This is a genomic window from Croceitalea marina (genome assembly GCF_042684265.1).
In the GTDB taxonomy this organism is placed as follows: domain Bacteria; phylum Bacteroidota; class Bacteroidia; order Flavobacteriales; family Flavobacteriaceae; genus Croceitalea; species Croceitalea marina.
Genome location: NZ_JBHULB010000007.1, coordinates 35936 through 55708 on the forward strand (window position 1 = coordinate 35936; position 19773 = coordinate 55708).

Sequence of the window (19773 nt, forward strand, 5' to 3'; positions counted from 1 at the left end):
AATGGAGCGCAATACGATGGCCAACAGCAATTCCTCGCAATTGCACTCCCAAGAGGTTGCCGCGAAAAGGACGCCCGCCAGTTATGTATTGGGCTCCCCTGAAATTGCGGAGCTGTCAGCCCTGAAGGACAAGGTGTTGGAGGCGTACAAGGGTTCCCGAAAAAGTTTGGACACCTTCAGCTATTTGCAGGCAACGGAAAAAAAGGAAGCGATGGAGTTTTTGGCCCAAGTCGTACTCCAAGTATCCACTTTGGTGGCCCAGGGAACAAAGGTATCCTCCACCCCTGAGCTTATGGATTCGGCAGACCGTTTGTCCGCCCTGTCCACGATCAATGAAAAGATGTCCAAAGTATTGGAGGAGGTCATTTCGTTGAACAATGCACTTGTCCAGAAAAATGAGCATCGCAAGGCGATGTATTCCATGATAAAAATTGATTGAATGTACTTGGTAAGAACAGAAACGGGATTTAGGGGTGTGGTCAACACCATTTTCGACCAATATGTGGATGATGCTTTCAATTCACTTGGCCCCACTTTGGGCATCGGTTTCCAGGTGGCCAAGATTGGTCTGATCATATTTGCATTGACCCATTATTCATCAGATGATAGGGCCGATGTGCTCAAGGCATTGAAATGGTTTCCGCTCATGTTCATCCTTTGGAATTACCGTGAATTTGCCTATTCCATATTCGAGTTTTATGACAATTTGGGAAAGGCTTTTATAGGGACCCAGCATAATTGGGATTCCATTGGTGAACGAGTGGCCCTGGCACAAATTGACGTGGCCGCAAAGAACGGTCTCAGTTGGAACCTATTGGACATGGACATCGATGCATTACAGTCAATCATGTTGGTGGGAATGGCCAGTTCGGTAACGACCTTTGCCCATATCATATCGACTTTGATATTCGTCGGGATAAAGGCCCTTTCCATAATTTACCTGTTCATCATCATCATTTTCGGCCCCATTAATATCGGACTTTCCTTTATACCGGCCTTTTCCAATATGTGGAGGGCATGGTTGCAAAAGTTCATGAGCGTATGTCTTTGGATCCCTATGCTCTATGTGGTGGACCTTTTCATGGTGAACCTAGTGGACAAGCTCGTGGAACATTTGATCAATACGGCGGCAAAGGACATTGCATTGATATTGACCTCATCGCTACTCATCCTGATGACCTCGTTCTTTTACATCAAGGCCCCTACCCTTGCCAATTTTGTGGTCCAGGGCATGAACATATCGGGTTCAGGCATCGTTTCCAAACCAAAACATTATGGAAAAAAGGCGGTCCAAACGGCCATGGATGTAAAGACCGGTGGGGCGAGCAAGGGGGTACGCACTTTAATACAATGATAGTATGAAAGGAAAGTATGTCATTTTCAACGATTTGGAAAAAAGCCGCAAACAGAACCGCAGCATCATTTACCTGTGTCTTTGTTTGGTGGTGCTGAGCTTTGGTGTGGCATTGCTCTATGTAAACAGGGCCAACCATTTGGCCCGGAACAACGCTTATGTCTTACATGCAGGACAACGGCTGTCGCTCGAACCGTTACGCGATAGGCAGCGAAATCTAGAGATATTGTGCGAAGGGCATATCCGTAATTTTCATGAGCTGTTCTTTTCCTTGGAGCCCGACCTACAATTGATCAAGCGAAACATTGAGGAAAAAGCGCTTTTTATGACAGATAATTCTGGTAAACGGCTTTATAGTCGTTTGGTCGAAAAAAGGTATTTCCACGACGTGGTAATGCGCGATTATCGCTACATTGTTGAGTCCGATTCCATTGAGGTGGATTATGCAAGCTACCCCTTTCATTTTACCTTCTATGGGAAACAGGCAATTGAAAAGGGCAGGTTCACCACCTACAGGAACTTGACGACCAGTGGTTACCTGAAAGAGGTAGGCACGACCCCCAACAATTTGAACGGTATTAAGATCTTGGATTTTAAAGTACTGGATAATTCAGATATACGGGACCAATGAAAATAGGGAACACAAAAAACATACAGGCATTCAAAAGATGGGTGGTACGGTATCGAAATTTTGCCATTGCCTTGCCCATAGCATTGATATTGACCAGTTTCTTTGTGGTGGAGAACGTAAAAAAGTTCAATGGCTCCAATGACCGGGAACAAGTACGGGAAAATGGGCTAAACCTTGAGCTTCCCGGAAAACAACCTGATTTGGACGTCAAGGAAAATACCGGCCTACGTACCGTCCAACAGAACAGCGAAGCCACAGAGAATACCCTGCCCCCTGGACCATCAATGGAAGATGAAAAAAAATCCGAAAAGGATTCCCTTCAGGAAATCGTAAAGCAGTTGGAGGCACTTTCCTTGGACATCCCCAAGAAATTAGATGGCAACCCAAATTCCCCGTCAACCCAGCGGACAAGTACGATGACGAAGGTAAAGGAGCCCTTGAATGACGAGGAACAAAAACAACGCATGGTGGAGCAGCGTTTGGCCTATCGGGAAATGCTGCAGGAAGGCAAGGAAAAGATTGTGGGCAGTACGGGGAATACTCCTTCAAGAAATGGCAATATGGCCGATGAGACCAATACATCCGGTGTTTTTAGAGCGGCAGTGTACCGAGACCAGTTCATCCTCCCTGGAGACAATGTGGAGCTCATCCTTCTGGAGGACATGGTGCTCGGGGGAAAGTTCTTCAGGAAAAACACATTTGTGTATGCACTGGCCTCGATACAGGGGAACCGTGTGCTCTTGGATATCGATAATATCAATCACGTCCAGGTTCAGGTAACGGTCAAGGATTACCGTGATGGACGGGAAGGGATTTACAATAAAAGGGCGGGTGAACTTTGGCGTGAGTTCAGTGCTGAAGTAAGCAACGATGCCATTGAAAGGGCCTCCAATTCGGTTGTCAATGACTCCGGGGGACTCGTCCGTGATATGGTCAGTGAGGTTGGGACCTTATTACGAAGCAAAAGGCTCAAACAACGGGACCGGATTTTGCTGGTTAACGACCACGAAGTATTGCTTTTGATGGAATGAAACGATTTTGTATACATACTATGCTATTCTTTGGTGCGGCCCTTTGTGCGTACGGGCAGGTGGATACCATCCAGGTGGCAAGGGACTATAAGACTATGTTGGTTTTTCCAAGTCCCTATGATTTTGCCGTGAATGGCAAGGAGCTCAATTTTTTAGAGTCCTTTCCGCTGGGAAGTAATTCACCAACTGCGCGTAACATAGTTCTATTGATATACAATGATGTAGCCCCAGATAAGAATGATTACACGAATTATACGGTGTACACCAAGGACGGACTTGCCTACGATTTTATCTTGGAACTGGTGGACATTCCAGAGAAAAAGCGATGGTCCATAACCTTACCCATGGCCGATAACAAAAACCAGATGGTTCGTAGCGCAATGGTAAGGCAATCACAGGAAAATGGCTTCGATGAACCAATGCGAACAATGGAGAACGTGGACGCTCCAAGGCATAACTTCAGTACTTCAAGCCAAATCGGGGAATTGGGAAATGAGGGGAACAAAAAGGATGAGGAGGTTTCACAGCCCGTTACCATGGAACTTTACCAAAAGGATAAAAAGGAGTACATCCGTAGGCGCTGTTTTTACAACCAGTTCAATAAACCCAAGGTGGCGAGATTGTTCGATAGGTCGGGCAGGGTATTCCTCTGGCTGAACGGGGTGTACTACGATAACAATGAAATCTATCTTCAGTTCCGTATCGAGAACAAAGAACCCATTGATTACGACCTCAACTTTTTAAAATTCAGTATTGCCACCAATTACCGCAACAGTTCAAGCAACCAAAAACTGGACCATCGGCCCTTGTTTCAATATAAGGTCCCAAAGCGAATACAGGGCAATTCTGAAAATCACTTTATCGTCGTATTTGAAAAATTTACACTGGACCGCAAAAAAGTATTGGTGGTCGATATGGATGAGGACAAGGGGAACAGGAACCTTTCCCTGCCCATTGACCACTACTTGATCAATAAACCCCTAAGCTTTTAGCCTATGATAAAACGATTACGCTGCCCTATTTTTTTGATTTTGGTGTTGGCCGGTGTTTCGCTACAGGCCCAAATGCGTGGAAACCTGGCCTCTTCAGTTGGGGTCAGTGGAGGATACGTAGAGGATGGTTTTGGGGTGATGGGAACCTTCAACTTCCATCCGAATCGGTTCAAGTATTTTCAGATAAGTGTTCTGGCGGCTTTTGCTGAGGATGGCCCTACAGACATTCCCTATAACATATTTACCATACAGCCTGGGCTCTACTACAGGGTCTATATATCACCCCGTAGAGGTTTCAGCCTTTTTTTGGGCGGGGGCGGCCTGTTCGGTTATGAGGTTATCAATAATGGAAGCAACGAGCTTCCCACTGGAGCATTGATCGATGCCAGGAGCCAGTTTATTTATGGGGGCTATCTGGGTGCAGAGGCTGAGTTTGCATTGAGCAACGATTTTTCGCTTTTGGTCAAGGCCAATGAATATTATCACGTCAATTCCGATGTTGGGAACTTTTATCCCTATGCTGGATTGGGATTTCGCTATTTTTTGTTTTGAGAATTTATAGGAAACACTATGAGAACACACACCCCACGCTACATAGTATCCGCTACAGTACTGTGTCTGATTTTATTTTTTGCATGTAGTAAGGATTTTGAAAATATCATCGAAGACTCCTTCGATTTTTCCTTTTCGGGAACCAATGAAGAGGACATCTTCATTTTTGAGGCTTCCAAGACCGACTTTTCCCTTGAACCGGAACGCATGGTGTCCGACGTTACCTATTTTATGCGCTACGATGTAATCAACGGAAAAGGCTATTATCTGAGGAGCACAAACGATACGATACGGGAAAACGATACGATCCCCCTTACCGATTTCGATATGAGTCTGAACTATATGGCCATTGATACAGGTGCCCATAAAGTAAAGGTATATGCGTGGGATTCGAATCAACTGGCCAAGGAATTGGAGCTTACCTACAATACGAGCTTTGCCAGTTTCAGCTTTGTATTGACCAAAGGTTCGGATGTCCTTATCATTAATAGCAAAAATCCCATCAATGCCACGCTGATACGGGACAAAGAGACTGTCGGACCGCAAGGCGACGGTAATGGGGATTTCAAAATCACCTATCAATTGGAAAATGGCACAGGGCTTTTATATGTTGGGGATACCGCCCACGAGCCGGGCAAGGAGTTCCTTTTGCCAAAGGGGGTGACCGAGTTTGGCTATCAGCCTGAGACCTTGGGTGAGCACCGTTTGAGCATGACTGCAGTAGCCCCTGACGGGGCCAAGATAACCAGGGAACTCTTGTTACCCGTCGGCAATCTGAACTTTAATTTTCGAGCTACTGCAGGGTCTTCCCAAGTGGAATTGAATACCAATTTGGCCGTGAACATCGACTTGCAGACACAGGATGAGGAAAGCGATGTCACCTATGAAATAAGCCATGCCTTTGCTTCAGAGAGTGAGGGCGGAGGAACGGTAAGGGACCAGAATGGCGGGGTCATGGACCCTGGAACGAACAGGCCTATATTACCGGGGAACTATAACTATACCTTCCAAAGTGTGGAGCTTGGCCAGCGCAAAATCTATTTTGATGTCAGGGACAGTAACGGTCAGACAAAACGGGACAGTGTCGAGATAGCCGTAGCCAACATTCCCTTTACCTTTTCGGGAAATTCGGAAAGTAACTCCGTCTTTATCGGGGAACGGACCCAGTTGAACTTCAACATCAAGTCCAATGGGAATACCAGCAATATCGAGTATAATATAGCCTATGAGATATTGGATGGAAATGGTACGCTCAGGAATGAAAGTGGCACGGAGCTCAGGAATTCCACGGATTATCCCGTGAACTTTGGCAATTTCTCCTTGTTCTATAGTCCCGAGACCACGGACACACACAGGATTTCCTTTGTGGTCACGGACAATTTTGGACAGTCTTCCGAACCCGTCATCATTGATCTTGAAATCAAGCAGAATGAATTTGAAGTGACCTTTACGCCATCCAAGACCTCGGAATTCAGTAATATCCCGGTCCCGGGCATCATCAATATCGATGAGGAACCCGAGGGCACCAAGGATTCCTACGAGGCGTTTTTCACTTCCGGCAAGAGCGGTGAGGTAAGCATTAGCGGAAATACCTATGGCCCCGGCGAAAAATTTAATTTGGGTGCGGACACCAACAATATCTTTTATACGGGCTTTGAGCCCGGGGAACACGATCTCGTCTTCAGCGTGGAATCCGGCTCGGGAGTGACTCATGCCACAGATCCCATTACCATCATCTACCAACAGGTCGATTTTTCATTTACAGGAGGTATCCAGAAATCGGATATTTCCATTGGGGAGGTCACCTCGGTCAATTTCAATATTTCGGAAACGGTGGGATCTTCCGACTACACCATGCGGTTCACAATGAACGGGAACGCACTGATAAAGGATACGAATGGGAACACGGTAAGCCCTGGCAACAGTTATGACATTCCCAAGGGGAATTTCAACTGGAGCTTGGAGGGGGTAAGCGAAGGAACGGTATTGATAACCTTTTTCGCCCAAAATGAAACGGGATTGGAGAAACCTGTGGAAATAACGGTCAATGTCAGTCCCAAGGATTACAATTTCACGGCCAATGCAACCGGTCCCGGAGGTTTCATCGGGGAATCCACCACCATCAATTTCAACATCACCGAGTTGGGACTTGGGGGCGACACGTATACAATGTACTATTCCACGGGTAATGCCAATAGCAGTTTTGAATTTGATGGGAACACTTATGGCCCCGGTGAAACGTTCACCGTCCCCATAGGTTCTTTCAATGGGAACTATATCGGCCTCTCGGAAGGTGACCATGATATTGTATTCAATACCAGATCCTCATCCAATGTACCAAAGACAGCTGATGTGAGTTTATCCTATGAACGATACGTGGAACCTTTTGACCTTACCATAAGCCAGGCCCCTGGGGAACGCCTGGAAGGAGATGCGTTCAATATAACAGTAATCACAAATGCCGAGGGGACACATGACCCTACCGTTACCTATGAGATGGCCTTCTCCTTTCGAGGGAATCGTGCAGGATACATCATTTATTCGGGAACTCGTTATGATGAAGGGGAAACCGTTCCCTTAAATTATGGCAGCACCAATATGACCTTTTACCCTGATACCCAGGATAAGTTTTCCATTGATTTTGTGGTGGACAATTCAACGGGCGAGACCCGCAATGGAAGTACCTTTGTGGATACCTTACGAAGACCGGTGGCCTTGGTAAAAGGGGAAAAGCATAATGTGAGCTGTGGCGGATTAAACGGCTGTGATTATCAGGTACGGATATATACCTGCTTTGACATCGGGTGTTCCGAAGCCTATGGCGGGGCTACGCTCGACCGGGTTGAAATCAGGATTTACAATAGAAAGGACAACAGATGGGATACTCGGGTCTTTAATTACAATGAGGCCGTAGGCACTGGTGTGGACCGGTACTTCCTATTGGAAGAAGAGGCCAGGGAGAGTCGTTTGCGATATCTCGACCAAGACTTTGAAGTCAGGGTCAGGGACACTAATAATCAATGGAGTGAAGTCACTTTAGGAAAGATAATAAGGGTGTAACACTGAAAACTGTTAGGTTCTAAGATTGATTTTACTAAGACTAACTACGCTTTAAAACATAAGTAATAATTACGTCTCGATCATCCAAAAAGTCCTCCTCCTGAACCACCAGTCGATTTTGGGTAAATTCGATAATTGTCCAATTATTCCGGTTATCAAATTGGATGATTTCGTTGTTGACGAGCTCATAAGTGTCGCTTTCAACATTCTGAAAGGCTGGTACTTCGCCACAAGAAAGCCCATTTTCGTTAATAGTAAAAACGTCTTTTTCACCTGGCGCCCTATCATTGAAGAAAGTCAAATTGTCTTTTATGCACTGACGGATTTCATTGGTATTGTAAAAGTCGTCATTGACCGCACCATCACCATTGATGTCCACTGCGATATTAGAATTGATAGCCTCATACTCCCATTGCCCGAACAGGGCCTCTACCCTATTATCCATGGCAACGGTGCCATCGTCATCACTACAGGATAAAAGTAGCGCCACAACGAGTAAAGGTAACAGCAGAATTTTTGAAGTTTTCATTACCGTAGGTTTGTGGGGTTTAACATAAAGATAGTGATATCCAAGGAATGCTATTCAAAGAAACCTCTATGATTCAAAATATCAATAAATGGGTTGTTGAGTAGTTAACGCCTTCTGATCACTGATTTACCAAATTATTTTTAAAGAACCCTTTATTTGAACTATTGAACTGCCTAAACAACTCTTTACAAAAAGCGGATTTTGTAAATAGTTCTAGTTTTTTAGTGGATATTTCAGGGAATTTAACCGCAATCATGAAATCTTATCCAAAAGGCATATTGTAAAGAGTTTCGAAAAAGGGAAGCTTAAACAGTTCTCGAAAATGTTGGCCTTAAAATGTCATTAACTATTGATCTAATCAAGGCGTAAAATTAATTTACTTTACGCTTATCTATAAAATGCACATAACATTTTGAGTAATTTAGTACATACTTAACTACAAAAGGGAATGCTCAAAAATTTACTCCTGACATTTTTCATTTTTTTTCATTTTAGTATTCATTCGCAGATTGATACTTTTAAAGTGGTCTCATGGAATATTAGGGATTTTGGCAAAACAAAGAATAGTGATGAACTTGAAGAGATTGCAGAAATCGTTAGGGATACTGATATTCTAGCAATCCAAGAGGTTGTAGCTGGCTATGGGGGCTCCCAAGCTGTGGCAAAATTGACTACTATTCTTAATAGAAAGGGTGCCAAATGGGATTATGTCATCAGCGATCCTACCAATAGTTCTAAGTATGTTACGGAGCGCTATGCTTTTATCTGGAAAACCAAACACATTAAAATAAAAAACCGGGGATGGTTACTTGACGAACTTGATGCCGAAGTAGATAGAGAACCTTTTCTACTTAATTTTTATTTGGGTAAAAAGAAATTCGCAATAATTAATTTCCACTCCAGGCCTTATAATCAAAATCCAGAGAGTGAGATTAAGGCCATTAACGAGTTTGTTATTGATTCTTTACCAACGCCCCTAATAATTGCTGGTGATTTTAACGTAAATGAAAATAGACCAGTTTTCAATTCCTTAAAAGCTAAAGGCTACAAGGCATCTATCACTAACCAAAGAACAACCTTGAAAAAGACTTGTAAGCGAGGGAAGTATTTGAATTACCCAATTGACAATATTTTTTATTCAAGGGATATTAAAAAGATTGATGGGGGAATTCTTGATTTTGTGCGGTTTTGCTACCGACTAGAACAGGCTAGAAAACTGTCTGACCATTTACCTGTTTTTTTAGAGTTCTATTTAGAATAACAATCTAAAACCAATTTAATGGAACAAACCGAATTAATAACTTTGGCCGCAGCGTTGGGAGCTCCCTTACTTGTTTTCATTGGTGGACTTATATCATGGTTTCTCAAAACAAGAAAAGAGGATTTACAAGCAATCGAAGAAAGAGCATTAGAGAGACGTATTGAAACTTACAATACGATACTTCATCCTCTAATTACCATGTTTGCAAATAAATCAAATCAAAAAATGAGAGAGAAGGCCATTTCTGAAATTGGTTCAGTACAATATCGAAAAGCGGGCTTCAATCTAATTACTTTTGGTTCTGATAATATGGTAAATGCTTACAATAGTATGATGCAAGCCTTTTATAAAGGAGAATCTGAAAATGAACCTAAAGAAACAATGAGAAAATTTGCAATCTTTCTGTTGAGTATTAGAAAAGACTTGTATAATAAAAACACTAAACTGAAAGAATGGGATATGCTTAAATTTATGATTACCGATATTGAGAAATTCATTGGGGAATAAAATTTATTTCCACATCAATCAATACCGCAAGAATTCTTTCATTTTACAATTTTGATATCAAAATCCAAAAAAGCCCTTTTTGTCTTTGCCTTCTTTTTTGAGCGCTCTTAGTTCAAATATAAAAGTGGCGTCTAATCCTGATATTGATTTATTGACTTTAGATAGGTTCATTTTTAATTCTTCATCTATTCGTTGAATTTTATCTGTCAGGAGTTTTATTTGGTTATCCTTAAGCACTTTCTTTAATTGCTCATTGGTAGTTTCCGTAACCTCGTTTATGGCTTCTTTGCTTATTTCCAAAGTGTCAGAAATCGTTTTTTCCCCATCTGCGGCTATTTGTTTGATTTTTCCATTTGTTATAGCCTCTGCGGATGATAGTGCATCTTCAATTTCGACTTTAATATCCTTTAAACTCTTTTCATAGTTAGAGACTAGCATCTTTATTTTTCCGTAAATTTTTTCCAACTCCTCGTTACTGCTTTCCAAAAGCGGTTTTAATTCTTTGTTCTTGGTGATATTGAGTTTGGTTTTTTCCATTAGTTTTTCCAGCAAATCGTTATTGGTCTTCAATAACTGGGTAAGCGAATGGTAATCTGTACTTATGAACGTTGTGAGTTCGTTGAATTTTTTGGTGCTATTTTCATTAAAATCACTCGCTTTTTGCTCTAGTTTTTTTAATATCGTATTCGATTCTTCGCAATGAAGGGTCATGTTTGATTCTACCAATTGAATGCTATGGGTAAAAGAGGAATTGATTTTACGTAGTTCGCCTGAAATATAATTATGGTTATTCTGTTTATAGGAATCTAGATTCTTCATTAGCAGATATAGAACCACGAGGTGCGTGATGAGTAATAAGATGATAATATAAATCATTTTCTATTGAGTTATTTTTATTGCCAATTTGGTTTTTAATATCCATTTTCCGTCGTCAAGAATCATTTCGCCATCCCTACCATTTTGAGATATTTTAGTACCATTTCTGTCAAAGTCTTCACTTTTTAAATCACAAATCGGTAATAGCAGAATATCATAACTCTGTATTCCTGCTAACATCATATCTGAATATTCATAGAGTAATTGAAAAGTAGCGCACGTTTTGTTTTTTGGGTCTAAAGTGAGTTTGATGGCACTATCACGTTCCTTCTCTTTTGATTTTTTATCGTCATAAAGTATGCCTTGCGTATCTGCATAAGGAAAGTATAATTGACTGTTTTCCGCAATCATTTTCTCAATTGCCATTACAATAGATTCCCTTAGGTTTTGGACATCCATTTCAAGGTCACTTTTAGAAATGACGTTAGGCATTTCGTCATAGAACCTTTTTTTGAGCGTCAACACTTTAGACCGTATTTCTTCCTCTGAAATAATAGATGATGCATATTTAAGCACAAAATTCTCGATGTCTAATTGTCGTCCAAACTGTTGCCTTGCAGAATGCTTGTCCAATATTTGTGCTAGCTTTTGACCTATTTGGATTTCATGTTTTTTTATCAAGGGAGACACAAATTGTTCAAGCTCATGTATTTCTTTAAATTGTTGTGATTTACTTTTTTCAGAAATAACCAGCTCATAAGATTTGAGCGCATCAATTTGGGTCACTACACAATCTGGATGATGATTTGTAGCGAAATGGGCTTGTAGTTTTTTAAAAGCTTGTGAAACATAATCAGATACTTCTAAAGGGGTAAGGGAAGTAATTGGAACGGATGCTTGCTCTTTTTCAAGAATTACATCACTTTCTTGAACATTAGTTTTCTTAGTTCTATTTCTTAACCATAGTGTGCCTAGAAGCAGATTTGTAAGCAAGCTTATTGCCAATAAGACAAGTAGCAAGATGTTGTTGTTTTTTAATATGGAATCAGAATCTTTTACTAATTCATTTTTACTTTGCTGATAAGTTTTAAACTTATTCTCTATAGAGGTATCATGCTTTTTAAGCCATGTATTTTTGGGAATGATTATTTCAAATTTTTCCTGTGAAGTCTTTATAAATCCTTCCACTCGGTTAGTTAATTTTATATAAAGCGAATCTTCTGCCTTATCCTTTAGAATATTTTGGAGGTACATTTCGCTTTTTACAATCTCGTTGGTTTCGTTTACAAAAACGGATTTTGTACTAAGATTTTTTTTTAAAAAGCTTTTCCTTAGTTTAACAAATTCATCAATATATTTTCGAATTGCGCTATCATTTTTACTGGAGCCTTTTATCTTCGATTTCATTTCACCCAACTTTATCCCTTTTAATTTGGGAGCTTCATTTGGCTTTGATTCATAAGCTCTATCGGTAAGTACTAAATCAACACTTCTGTAGGCAACACTATCAAAGAGTGTATTCAACAGGGTCTTGTTCTTCTTTATTACATCAGCTTTGTAATTTTTATAAAGTGAATCTTTAAAAGCTTCAAAACCAGGTTTGACTTCAACAGTAGTCACTTCGGGCTCATTTGAACAACTAATGATGAAAAGGACACCTACAATAGCGATAAAAAAATTGAAAATACCTTTCATGTTTATACGCCTTTAAATTCATTGATTTTTTCAGAAACTATAATTCGTGAAAAGGCATAGAGGTATGACTTTATAGCATCAAAAAATAGGGAATCATTTAACTCGGGTTCTTGCTCTACCTCAATCTTGTGGTTAATTACTTCTCGTATGGTATCACTAATTTTTGATGCATCGGCGAAAAAGTCCCGTAGCTTTTCTGGGTTATAGGATTTTTCCAGACCAAAATTTTTGACGAAATCTGCCTCATGCCATAGTTCATCAAAAAAGAAATCAAAGAAGTTTATTACGTTCTCTGTAATTTCGTTTATGGTTGTATCCGATGATTTGATGAAATTTCCATACTTGAATTTTTTCCTGGCTTGTATATCCGTTTCACGGAACAAATCTTTATTATTACCCACACACAAAAAGTAATTGTCAATATCTGCGGTTGCGTTTTTACGTATATATTCTAAACCTTTTATTCCTCCAATCGCTGTAGATTCTTTAGGGTGGTCCAAAATTTGCAACTCTACTTTAGGAGCTTTTTCTTTCTCAAAGACTTTCTTGATAATCAACGAAACTAATGATGCTACTCCTTTGGGTTTATTTAAATCTGTTAAGCCATTAGTGATTTCTAAAAGCTTTGCTCCGTTACCACTTATTCCGATATAACTGGGGAGTTTGTCTATGTCACTCATTTTTAGAACTTGAAACGAGTGGTAAAAAATGGAACTATTGTGAAGCAGAAAGAGTAGTTTAAATTCGCTGTCCAACATTAACTTTCTGCTGAAAGAATTGTAAGAGAAAAAGTAACTAATTAGATCTGTAGAGAGCAAGCCCTTAGAATTTTTGATATAATCAATAATATCTGTTTTAGTAAACTCTTCTCCGAATTCTGAACGCATGATAGCTTCATATTTAGAGACGAATCCATTATCAAATGGGTTATTTCCACTTCGCGATTCAAATAAGCTGTTACCCGCAAAGCGGAAAGAGGTAGTTAAAGCCGGTTGGTTATTACGAAAGAGTATCAGGTCTGTAGTGCCACCACCTATATCTAAGTTCATATAAACTTCTCCAGCGCCAAATGTTCTATCGTAACTATAGAAAGGAGCCCAAGATTCTGTAATGCTCATGAGCTTTTTACTTCCACTGTATTTGCTGTAATAGTTATCATATAATTTTTCCCAAATGCCATTGAATACAGAAGATTGGTTACTACCCATGCTTAAAGGTTTAAACCAGAGTACATCTGCCGCTGCAGGATTAAAGCCTTCACTCAAAAGCTTATTCCGTCCCAACCAAATTAGTTGCTCAATAAACGCTTTTAATTTGTTCTGAGCCGCAACGTTAGTGCCATCAGTAACACCCCACTTAATATTGGAATGGGTAAAATCAAAATCTCTACGCAGTTGATTTTGGCCAAATCCAAAAGGGATGTTTACGTTAGATAGTAAAGAGATACTATTAGTAACTTCCGGATTCGTATCATTGTCAATATTGATAATGGAACGTATAGGGAATTTAAAGAAGGAATCTTTCCCCACCAACGTAGGTAAAAATTCCGCTATCTGAGTTGCACCATAAATTGCCTTAACATTTTTTAAATCATATGTTTTGAGTCTTTCAAAATTTTCTTTGGGCGCATTGAGCATTACCAAATCTGGCTGGGCAGTACTTTTTTTACCTTTGTAAGTGGATAGGTGCTCAGGTATATTTCCTGTTTTGAAAGCTACAAAACTATTGCTGGTGCCAATGTCAAAGGCAATTACAGGTTTACCATCCATTAACTGAATAGGTTCCCCCATAATCGGAATCAAGACACCTTTTGATGTTTCGTTTATGTCTAAAAATTTAACAACAACATGTACGGCATCAAATGTGACATCAATTTCTGTATCTGCTATAGCTTCGCCTTGCTTATTGGTTTTAATATTGGTCAACTCTAAATAATTAGAAACACAAGGGTAACTTTCTTCTTTTCTGGTTCTTGAAATTAAACTTGAAGTAACTTTGGTGTGCTGTGGTGCAGCGGTATCTTCCCTGAAAAATTGGTAGGCTATCTCTTCGCCCATCATATGATAAGACAGCACTTTATAGCGGTCATTAAAACGGGAGTCTGCAACTTTAAAAAAGGGATAAACACCAAAGGCCATTGACGATTTTAAAATAGCGCCGTAATCATCGTTATCGATTGTATCTGGACTTACTAAATCGTAAGTTCTTTCAAAAGTGACTACACCTCGCCCGTTGTCAGCAGCTACCGGAATATCTAACCGTACGACAATGGCACCTAGTTTTAGCTTAGTAATAGAAAGCTGTTCTCTTAAATCAGTAATGGTAAAGTAGTTGAAATACTCAGGCATAACTGGAAGGAGAATGTTCTGTACATCACCATCTGGCAACCAAAATTTAGTAGTATTGACGGCATAATCTAACTGAATCAAATGCTTGGAAAGTACATCATTCCTAGTAATCCAAGGATATGAGATTACCGAACCCGGAAGTTTTCTTTTCTCGATAGGGGAAGAGGTAAGCAGTTCTAGCTCTGGAGTAAATTTATTACTTCCGTAATAGGTCCATCTTTTTTTGTTCAATGCCTTGGCCAATGCCAAAGGATATCGTTTGAGGTTTTTACTGGTTTGAATTACATAATCACTTTTTTTAACGGTAGTTTCTTCTTCTTCAGCATCAAACTTATCGCACATATACGGAATGCTTCCTCCTAAAAAAGAAACCTCATTACGGTCTATTTCTAAATTGGCGTATCCTCTCAGAAATTCTTCACCTCCATTACGCTCAATAGTTTTTATGAAGTTCTTTACTTCATAATTTTCAATGTGCTTTCGATTTATTTTAATGTAATTATAAACTTCTTTGAACGAACCAGAAATGCGACTATTACCTTCAAAAAAGGCATTGATGAATTCTTGAAATTCCTTACCACGTTTGAATAACGGTTCGTTAGTAGTAAAAAAATAGCGATTGTTGTAGTTACTCTTTATGGTCTTTGGCAGTTCATCACCGATGGTAAAAAAACCTGTGTAAGGCGAAGTGCCTGCAACGATAGTATTGTCAAGATAAACTAGGGCAAATTCGTTAAAGGCATTCCCTATTCCGTTAGTTTTAAATCTACTGGCGTTGTTGTAGTTGTTGATGAATATTTTTAGGGTTTCCGCAAAGGTTTTTATGCCGGGGTTATGGCTTTTCAACAATTCGTTTAACTCTTCTTTCTTCCAAATTTCGACTGCGATACGGCCTCTTAATTTCAAGGTTTCATAACTGAATAGAAGTTCGAAAACATCTAAACAGCTTGATATGTAATTGTGATATGTCGTATTGCCAGATAAAGCCGATACATCATTATTCTCGCTCGTGTATGCTTTATTAATGAATGAAAAAGAAGTTTCAAACAAATGCATTTGGGCAAAAGGGGAAGGAATTGAAGTTACCGGCACCTCCAACTTCCCCATATTATCAGTAATATCGGCAATTTTACCTTCGTCATATGGGTTGTTTGCAAATTGCCCCCACCCAGTTTCACTAACGGTCTGTTCTTTTATTAAACTTAACTTATGTGGCATAGCTTCTTTTATTGATTTTGATACTAAAGTGAAAAGCGTTCATCGATTATTTTAGAGATGCCTAGATTTAACATCTCACTTACCATACGCTCTTTGTTACTGTATTGATTCGCGATAAGGTCTTTGCTTATTTTTGAAAATTCCTCATCGTATTTAATGCGGTCTTTAAAGAAAAAATTGGAACTGTCTTTTGCAGGAATTGCCGTAACCAATGTGAATAGTTTTTTCTCGTCTACTATCAGTTTTGCTGATTGAGCACCACTTACATCTTTGTCTAGATCTGTTTTGTTCCGAATTATGGATAAATCAAAAGGAAGAAATTTTCTGTCGTGCCTATCTGCTGATAGTTCATACAACCACCTGTAGTAATAGCGACTTGCAAAGGATGCCATATCACCATAAAAGCGCTGTTTTTCATAGTTATTAGCAAGTTTCAATTCGTTTCTCCACGCTAGCTTATCATTCTTTAAAGCAGGAGTCATAAAATTTGACACGTAGATGTTGTAATGATGAAAGCATAAAAAGCGTTTGATATTCTCATCATTTCTAAGGTGCTTTAGATGTATAGTGCCCGTATCTGTAGTAATGCCATATTCAAAAAATTTGGAGGACTGGGCAAGGTCGTCTATAGTACCGGCATTGGCATCATAGTCCATAAACTCTATTATAGAGGAGGCTGCAGCAAGTTCAATAAAGTTAGAAGGATTCTTTTGCTCTAGCCCGCCATCAAAATTCTCGTAGTTGCTTTGTCTGGTATCGCCTACATAAAACATGGCATTGACCAACTGTTTTAAGTTACGGTTGTAATAAGATAAGGCCGCTTTGGTTTTGGTGATAAAAGTGCTCGAATTTATGGCACTTTCACCGCTATTGAACTTCTCAACATCTACTTGAAAATAGGGAAGTACAGATACCCCACCAATGATAGCATTATTGATATACGTTTTGTTGTTCATCCCACTGGTTTCATCTCTAAAGACGTTCATGAGCAACGGAAAACCAGCTGCACCGGTACCGCCGAAAATTGAGCTAATGACGAAAATTCTATCGTTCTCTTTAAAATCTTGAGTAAACTCTTTGAATTCTGAAGATTCTACCACATTTTTTAGAACAACGCTACCAACATTTGGATTGCCTAAAAATCCTTTTTCTAAGGGCATGTCTTTATTTTCATTACTATAGAGTAAATCAAATAATCCTTTTGTTTTTCCAAATCCTTTAGAGCCTAAAGCATTGTAATCAATCATTTCTCGAAGCGTTCCGTAGTCCGTTCCGCTAATGTTCAATTCTTTGGGGGGCATAATTTGGGTCCTAAAAAAATGACCTTGAGATTCTTCATCAGGTACACCATCGAATATGGTCTTATGAATATTATTATAGGTTTTTATAGTATTTCTGCACTTTTCTACATCGCCGTTATTAATATCGGTATCAATAATCATAGGGATGATTTTCTCAGTATTCATTTTCATGCCCGTGGCAAGCAACATGGTCAAGGAATTAAGGACTCTTGAACCCGTACCACCAATAGCGAATAGATATAATTTTGATTTTGACATGGTCTTAAAATTTTACGGGATAGTATTTTGAAAAAATGGAAAAACGCTTGAATACAAGGGAAAACAAAAAGTACAGTACAAAACCGTACAGGGCATTTATAATGGTAAACATCCATATTTCATAATAGAATTCGCCAAAAACGGATAATTCGAAAACTTGAAAACCTTCTAATAGAAGCGTACTAATAAAAATGGTAATAAGGTTATATAAACCAAATAGAAACCAGCTGCCCATGCTAGAGAATCGCATACTTTTTCTTCCTAAAAGGAGGTAGAAAATAGAAAGGTAGAGTAGTGTTGAAAAAATTAAGACGATAAAACCAATGGTATATCCTTTCTGGTCCCAAATAGACCAATTGTTGAGGTCTTCAAATAAAAAGTAGAAATTTTCCATAATTAGTTTTGATGTTTTCTGAGGAGTTTGAATTCTAATAAAGCTGGTGTATCACGGTATGCTTTATCAAAAGCATCTGTGATAAAATGGAAGGCAAAAGTTTTGTGTTCTAAAGTTTCTGCAGGCACCTGATAGTCATCTGTTAGATGAGTTTCTTTAAACCACGTGGACGGAGGATTTTTTAGAGAAAAGGTAATCTCTGTGGTTGCTACATCCATATCAAATTGTGTTGGTTGTAAAAAATGGGTAAAGCCATTGCCTACATTTCCTTTAAGTTCGTTTTTAGTTTTTGTCTCTAAGGCAGTTGTATTGGTTAAATGAGAAGGTAGAATTTCATAGTTCTCAACATTCATAAACAGGTTCTCATAAAAAGTGGGAAGCTTTTCTAGATTCACTCCAATTGTAAATTGAACAGGACGTTTTTGCTCAACATCTTTCATCAATACTGTATTTTTAACGGGATTAATGGCTACTTTCCCTTTTCGGGGTTCTTTTAAGATTGCAAAAGGCATATCCTCCATTGAAATATTATAAGCGTATACTTTATCATAGTCTTCAAGAAATTTTTGAGATAAAAGTTCTTCGACAAGTTTTTTGTTCCCTAAGACCCACGCATAAAAAGGCCTGTTTTTTAAGATGGTATCGTAGTAGGGTCTTTTCCTTTGATTCTTACTCCCAGTATTTTTACGGTCATAATAATAGGTGCCGTTAAAATCACTTAGATACTTAAAGACCGCTACAGCCGCGTCGGGTTTATTAATCAGATGCCCGTATATTTTTGTAGTGACCGAAGACCCTTCTGTCATCGCATCATCATCTCCTAAATCTAAAATACAGTCAGATACCAGAATACTAATCGCATTGGACTGTAATGAATCTATAATAGGCCCGAATATATTTTGAAGTTTTGATGACCTTCCATTTAGTAAGTTACCCTTACGCAATTGGTCATTGAAGTGTTCTTTGGTTTGTACATACTTTCTTGGGGAGTCACTTACTGTATATATGGTGGTAATATCATCATATTTGTTATCCAAATCGGTAATCAAATAAGACACCACATCTTTTAAAGGATAATCACCAGGTTTGTTTACATTGACATAACCTTTCATACTGACGGAAGTCTCTAGAAAAAAATCGATTTTTTCTAACTTGGGTTTTACATCGGAAGGCGGGGCATACGGAACAAAATCAAACAGATGTTTTTCAGTACACCCAATTAAAAACAAACTTAGTACCACAATGCCCAATCTGACATTCGTTTTGTGTATAATACTTTTTATTTTTTCACTTAACATTTCAATCGTTTTTCAAAATTCGTTGGTTGATTTCTGTGGACTTAAATACTTCGTTCCGTGCAGAAATCAATAGTTTGCCTTCTTTGTCATTTATGATATAGTAGCCTGGTCTACAATGTTTAAATCGGCAGCTAAGTGCTTTTAGGCCTTTTAGCAGTCCATCTTTTTTGGTGATGTCAAACACGTAACGCGAACAACTTTTTTTAAAAAGGCATTTGTTTCTTTTTTTAGGAGGAATTAAAAGCCAATAACCTTTGATAAGCCATAAGAGTAGTATGCTCATTTTTTTTGAAAAACGACCATTTGTTTATTGGTTGTATGACCTGGGGTAGCTCCCAAACCAAAACAACCGCTTTCACCAGAAACATAAGTTGAAATGACTTCGACTCGTATAAACTTCCAGCCTTGAAGATTGTAATGATTTATAAATTTTTCAAGATAATCGGATGCATCTTTTGTGGAAGATGCCTTTAAATCTAAGTTTGGTTCTAACGGTACTACCTTGTATTCCATTTTCAGTTGATTTTT

At 39.2% G+C, this 19773-nt stretch carries 18 protein-coding genes and 1 pseudogene; 10 read left to right on the forward strand and 9 right to left on the reverse strand.

What is annotated here, in order from left to right; all coding sequences use genetic code 11:
* The first annotated feature begins 1 nt into the window (after window position 1).
* The 8 genes and pseudogenes from ACFSQJ_RS04205 (at window position 2) to ACFSQJ_RS04240 (ending at window position 7620) form a co-directional block, all read left to right on the forward strand.
* Window positions 2-439: a hypothetical protein gene (locus ACFSQJ_RS04205; RefSeq protein ID WP_377765826.1), complete on the forward strand. Its 438-nt coding sequence runs from the start codon at window positions 2-4 to the stop codon at window positions 437-439.
* Window positions 440-1354, forward strand: a complete 915-nt coding sequence (locus ACFSQJ_RS04210) for a type IV secretion system protein (RefSeq protein WP_377765827.1) — start codon at window positions 440-442, stop codon at window positions 1352-1354. It abuts the gene before it with no gap.
* Window positions 1355-1439: 85 nt separating this feature from the next.
* A complete protein-coding gene (locus ACFSQJ_RS04215) occupies window positions 1440-1985 on the forward strand; it encodes a hypothetical protein (RefSeq protein WP_377765828.1) in 546 nt (181 codons plus the stop codon).
* Entirely contained in the window at window positions 1982-3016 is a 1035-nt protein-coding gene (gene traM, locus ACFSQJ_RS04220) for a conjugative transposon protein TraM (RefSeq protein WP_377765829.1), read from the forward strand. The genes ACFSQJ_RS04215 and traM overlap by 4 nt, the downstream gene beginning before the upstream one ends.
* Entirely contained in the window at window positions 3013-4008 is a 996-nt protein-coding gene (locus tag ACFSQJ_RS04225; RefSeq protein WP_377765830.1) for a DUF4138 domain-containing protein, read from the forward strand. The genes traM and ACFSQJ_RS04225 overlap by 4 nt, the downstream gene beginning before the upstream one ends.
* A 3-nt stretch (window positions 4009-4011) precedes the next feature.
* Window positions 4012-4560 (forward strand): conjugal transfer protein TraO, encoded by a 549-nt coding sequence (locus ACFSQJ_RS04230; RefSeq protein WP_377765831.1) that lies wholly within the window; start codon window positions 4012-4014, stop codon window positions 4558-4560.
* An 18-nt stretch (window positions 4561-4578) separates the two neighbouring features.
* Window positions 4579-5898: pseudogene (locus ACFSQJ_RS04235) on the forward strand (TraQ conjugal transfer family protein); the annotation flags it as partial.
* Between the two features lie 366 nt (window positions 5899-6264).
* On the forward strand, window positions 6265-7620 hold the full coding sequence (locus ACFSQJ_RS04240) for a hypothetical protein (protein WP_377766250.1): 1356 nt from the start codon (window positions 6265-6267) through the stop codon (window positions 7618-7620).
* 40 nt (window positions 7621-7660) lie between these two features.
* On the opposite strand, the gene ACFSQJ_RS04245 is transcribed toward ACFSQJ_RS04240, so the two are convergent.
* Window positions 7661-8149, reverse strand: a complete 489-nt coding sequence (locus ACFSQJ_RS04245) for a hypothetical protein (RefSeq protein WP_377765832.1) — start codon at window positions 8147-8149, stop codon at window positions 7661-7663.
* 448 nt (window positions 8150-8597) lie between these two features.
* On the opposite strand from ACFSQJ_RS04245, the gene ACFSQJ_RS04250 reads away from it, so the two are divergent.
* Together ACFSQJ_RS04250 and ACFSQJ_RS04255 are read left to right on the forward strand one after the other, a co-directional pair.
* The gene (locus ACFSQJ_RS04250; protein WP_377765833.1) at window positions 8598-9410 is read left to right on the forward strand and encodes an endonuclease/exonuclease/phosphatase family protein; all 813 of its coding nucleotides are present in this window, start codon (window positions 8598-8600) and stop codon (window positions 9408-9410) included.
* Window positions 9411-9428: 18 nt separating this feature from the next.
* Window positions 9429-9917 (forward strand): hypothetical protein, encoded by a 489-nt coding sequence (locus ACFSQJ_RS04255; RefSeq protein WP_377765834.1) that lies wholly within the window; start codon window positions 9429-9431, stop codon window positions 9915-9917.
* Window positions 9918-9974: 57 nt separating this feature from the next.
* On the opposite strand, the gene ACFSQJ_RS04260 is transcribed toward ACFSQJ_RS04255, so the two are convergent.
* Genes ACFSQJ_RS04260 through ACFSQJ_RS04295 form a run of 8 tightly spaced genes read right to left on the reverse strand, consistent with a single transcriptional unit; the run spans window position 9975 to window position 19758 of the window.
* On the reverse strand, window positions 9975-10736 hold the full coding sequence (locus ACFSQJ_RS04260; protein WP_377765835.1) for a hypothetical protein: 762 nt from the start codon (window positions 10734-10736) through the stop codon (window positions 9975-9977).
* A gap of 60 nt (window positions 10737-10796) precedes the next feature.
* Window positions 10797-12428 (reverse strand): hypothetical protein, encoded by a 1632-nt coding sequence (locus ACFSQJ_RS04265; protein WP_377765836.1) that lies wholly within the window; start codon window positions 12426-12428, stop codon window positions 10797-10799.
* A 2-nt stretch (window positions 12429-12430) separates the two neighbouring features.
* Window positions 12431-15994 carry a hypothetical protein gene (locus ACFSQJ_RS04270; protein ID WP_377765837.1) on the reverse strand — a complete coding sequence of 1188 codons (3564 nt, stop codon included), beginning with the start codon at window positions 15992-15994 and terminating at the stop codon, window positions 12431-12433.
* Between the two features lie 23 nt (window positions 15995-16017).
* A complete protein-coding gene (locus tag ACFSQJ_RS04275; RefSeq protein ID WP_377765838.1) occupies window positions 16018-17553 on the reverse strand; it encodes a hypothetical protein in 1536 nt (511 codons plus the stop codon).
* Between the two features lie 4 nt (window positions 17554-17557).
* On the reverse strand, window positions 17558-17947 hold the full coding sequence (locus ACFSQJ_RS04280) for a hypothetical protein (RefSeq protein ID WP_377765839.1): 390 nt from the start codon (window positions 17945-17947) through the stop codon (window positions 17558-17560).
* A gap of 2 nt (window positions 17948-17949) precedes the next feature.
* A complete protein-coding gene (locus ACFSQJ_RS04285; protein WP_377765840.1) occupies window positions 17950-19245 on the reverse strand; it encodes a hypothetical protein in 1296 nt (431 codons plus the stop codon).
* A gap of 1 nt (window position 19246) precedes the next feature.
* A complete protein-coding gene (gene yidD, locus ACFSQJ_RS04290) occupies window positions 19247-19528 on the reverse strand; it encodes a membrane protein insertion efficiency factor YidD (protein ID WP_377765841.1) in 282 nt (93 codons plus the stop codon).
* Window positions 19525-19758 carry a hypothetical protein gene (locus ACFSQJ_RS04295; protein WP_377765842.1) on the reverse strand — a complete coding sequence of 78 codons (234 nt, stop codon included), beginning with the start codon at window positions 19756-19758 and terminating at the stop codon, window positions 19525-19527. Before ACFSQJ_RS04295 ends, yidD begins: the two co-directional genes overlap by 4 nt.
* Window positions 19759-19773 lie beyond the last annotated feature (15 nt).

Bases quoted from the DNA above. Each gene is read 5' to 3' on its own strand.
- ACFSQJ_RS04295 (WP_377765842.1), bottom strand. From the start codon at position 19,758: ATGGAATACAAGGTAGTACCGTTAGAACCAAACTTAGATTTAAAGGCA.
- ACFSQJ_RS04225 (WP_377765830.1), top strand. From the start codon at position 3,013: ATGAAACGATTTTGTATACATACTATGCTATTCTTTGGTGCGGCCCTT.
- traM (WP_377765829.1), top strand. From the start codon at position 1,982: ATGAAAATAGGGAACACAAAAAACATACAGGCATTCAAAAGATGGGTG.
- ACFSQJ_RS04230 (WP_377765831.1), top strand. From the start codon at position 4,012: ATGATAAAACGATTACGCTGCCCTATTTTTTTGATTTTGGTGTTGGCC.
- ACFSQJ_RS04255 (WP_377765834.1), top strand. From the start codon at position 9,429: ATGGAACAAACCGAATTAATAACTTTGGCCGCAGCGTTGGGAGCTCCC.
- ACFSQJ_RS04245 (WP_377765832.1), bottom strand. From the start codon at position 8,149: ATGAAAACTTCAAAAATTCTGCTGTTACCTTTACTCGTTGTGGCGCTA.
- ACFSQJ_RS04210 (WP_377765827.1), top strand. From the start codon at position 440: ATGTACTTGGTAAGAACAGAAACGGGATTTAGGGGTGTGGTCAACACC.
- yidD (WP_377765841.1), bottom strand. From the start codon at position 19,528: ATGAGCATACTACTCTTATGGCTTATCAAAGGTTATTGGCTTTTAATT.
- ACFSQJ_RS04250 (WP_377765833.1), top strand. From the start codon at position 8,598: ATGCTCAAAAATTTACTCCTGACATTTTTCATTTTTTTTCATTTTAGT.
- ACFSQJ_RS04205 (WP_377765826.1), top strand. From the start codon at position 2: ATGGAGCGCAATACGATGGCCAACAGCAATTCCTCGCAATTGCACTCC.
- ACFSQJ_RS04260 (WP_377765835.1), bottom strand. From the start codon at position 10,736: ATGAAGAATCTAGATTCCTATAAACAGAATAACCATAATTATATTTCA.
- ACFSQJ_RS04275 (WP_377765838.1), bottom strand. From the start codon at position 17,553: ATGTCAAAATCAAAATTATATCTATTCGCTATTGGTGGTACGGGTTCA.
- ACFSQJ_RS04270 (WP_377765837.1), bottom strand. From the start codon at position 15,994: ATGCCACATAAGTTAAGTTTAATAAAAGAACAGACCGTTAGTGAAACT.
- ACFSQJ_RS04265 (WP_377765836.1), bottom strand. From the start codon at position 12,428: ATGAAAGGTATTTTCAATTTTTTTATCGCTATTGTAGGTGTCCTTTTC.
- ACFSQJ_RS04280 (WP_377765839.1), bottom strand. From the start codon at position 17,947: ATGGAAAATTTCTACTTTTTATTTGAAGACCTCAACAATTGGTCTATT.
- ACFSQJ_RS04285 (WP_377765840.1), bottom strand. From the start codon at position 19,245: ATGTTAAGTGAAAAAATAAAAAGTATTATACACAAAACGAATGTCAGA.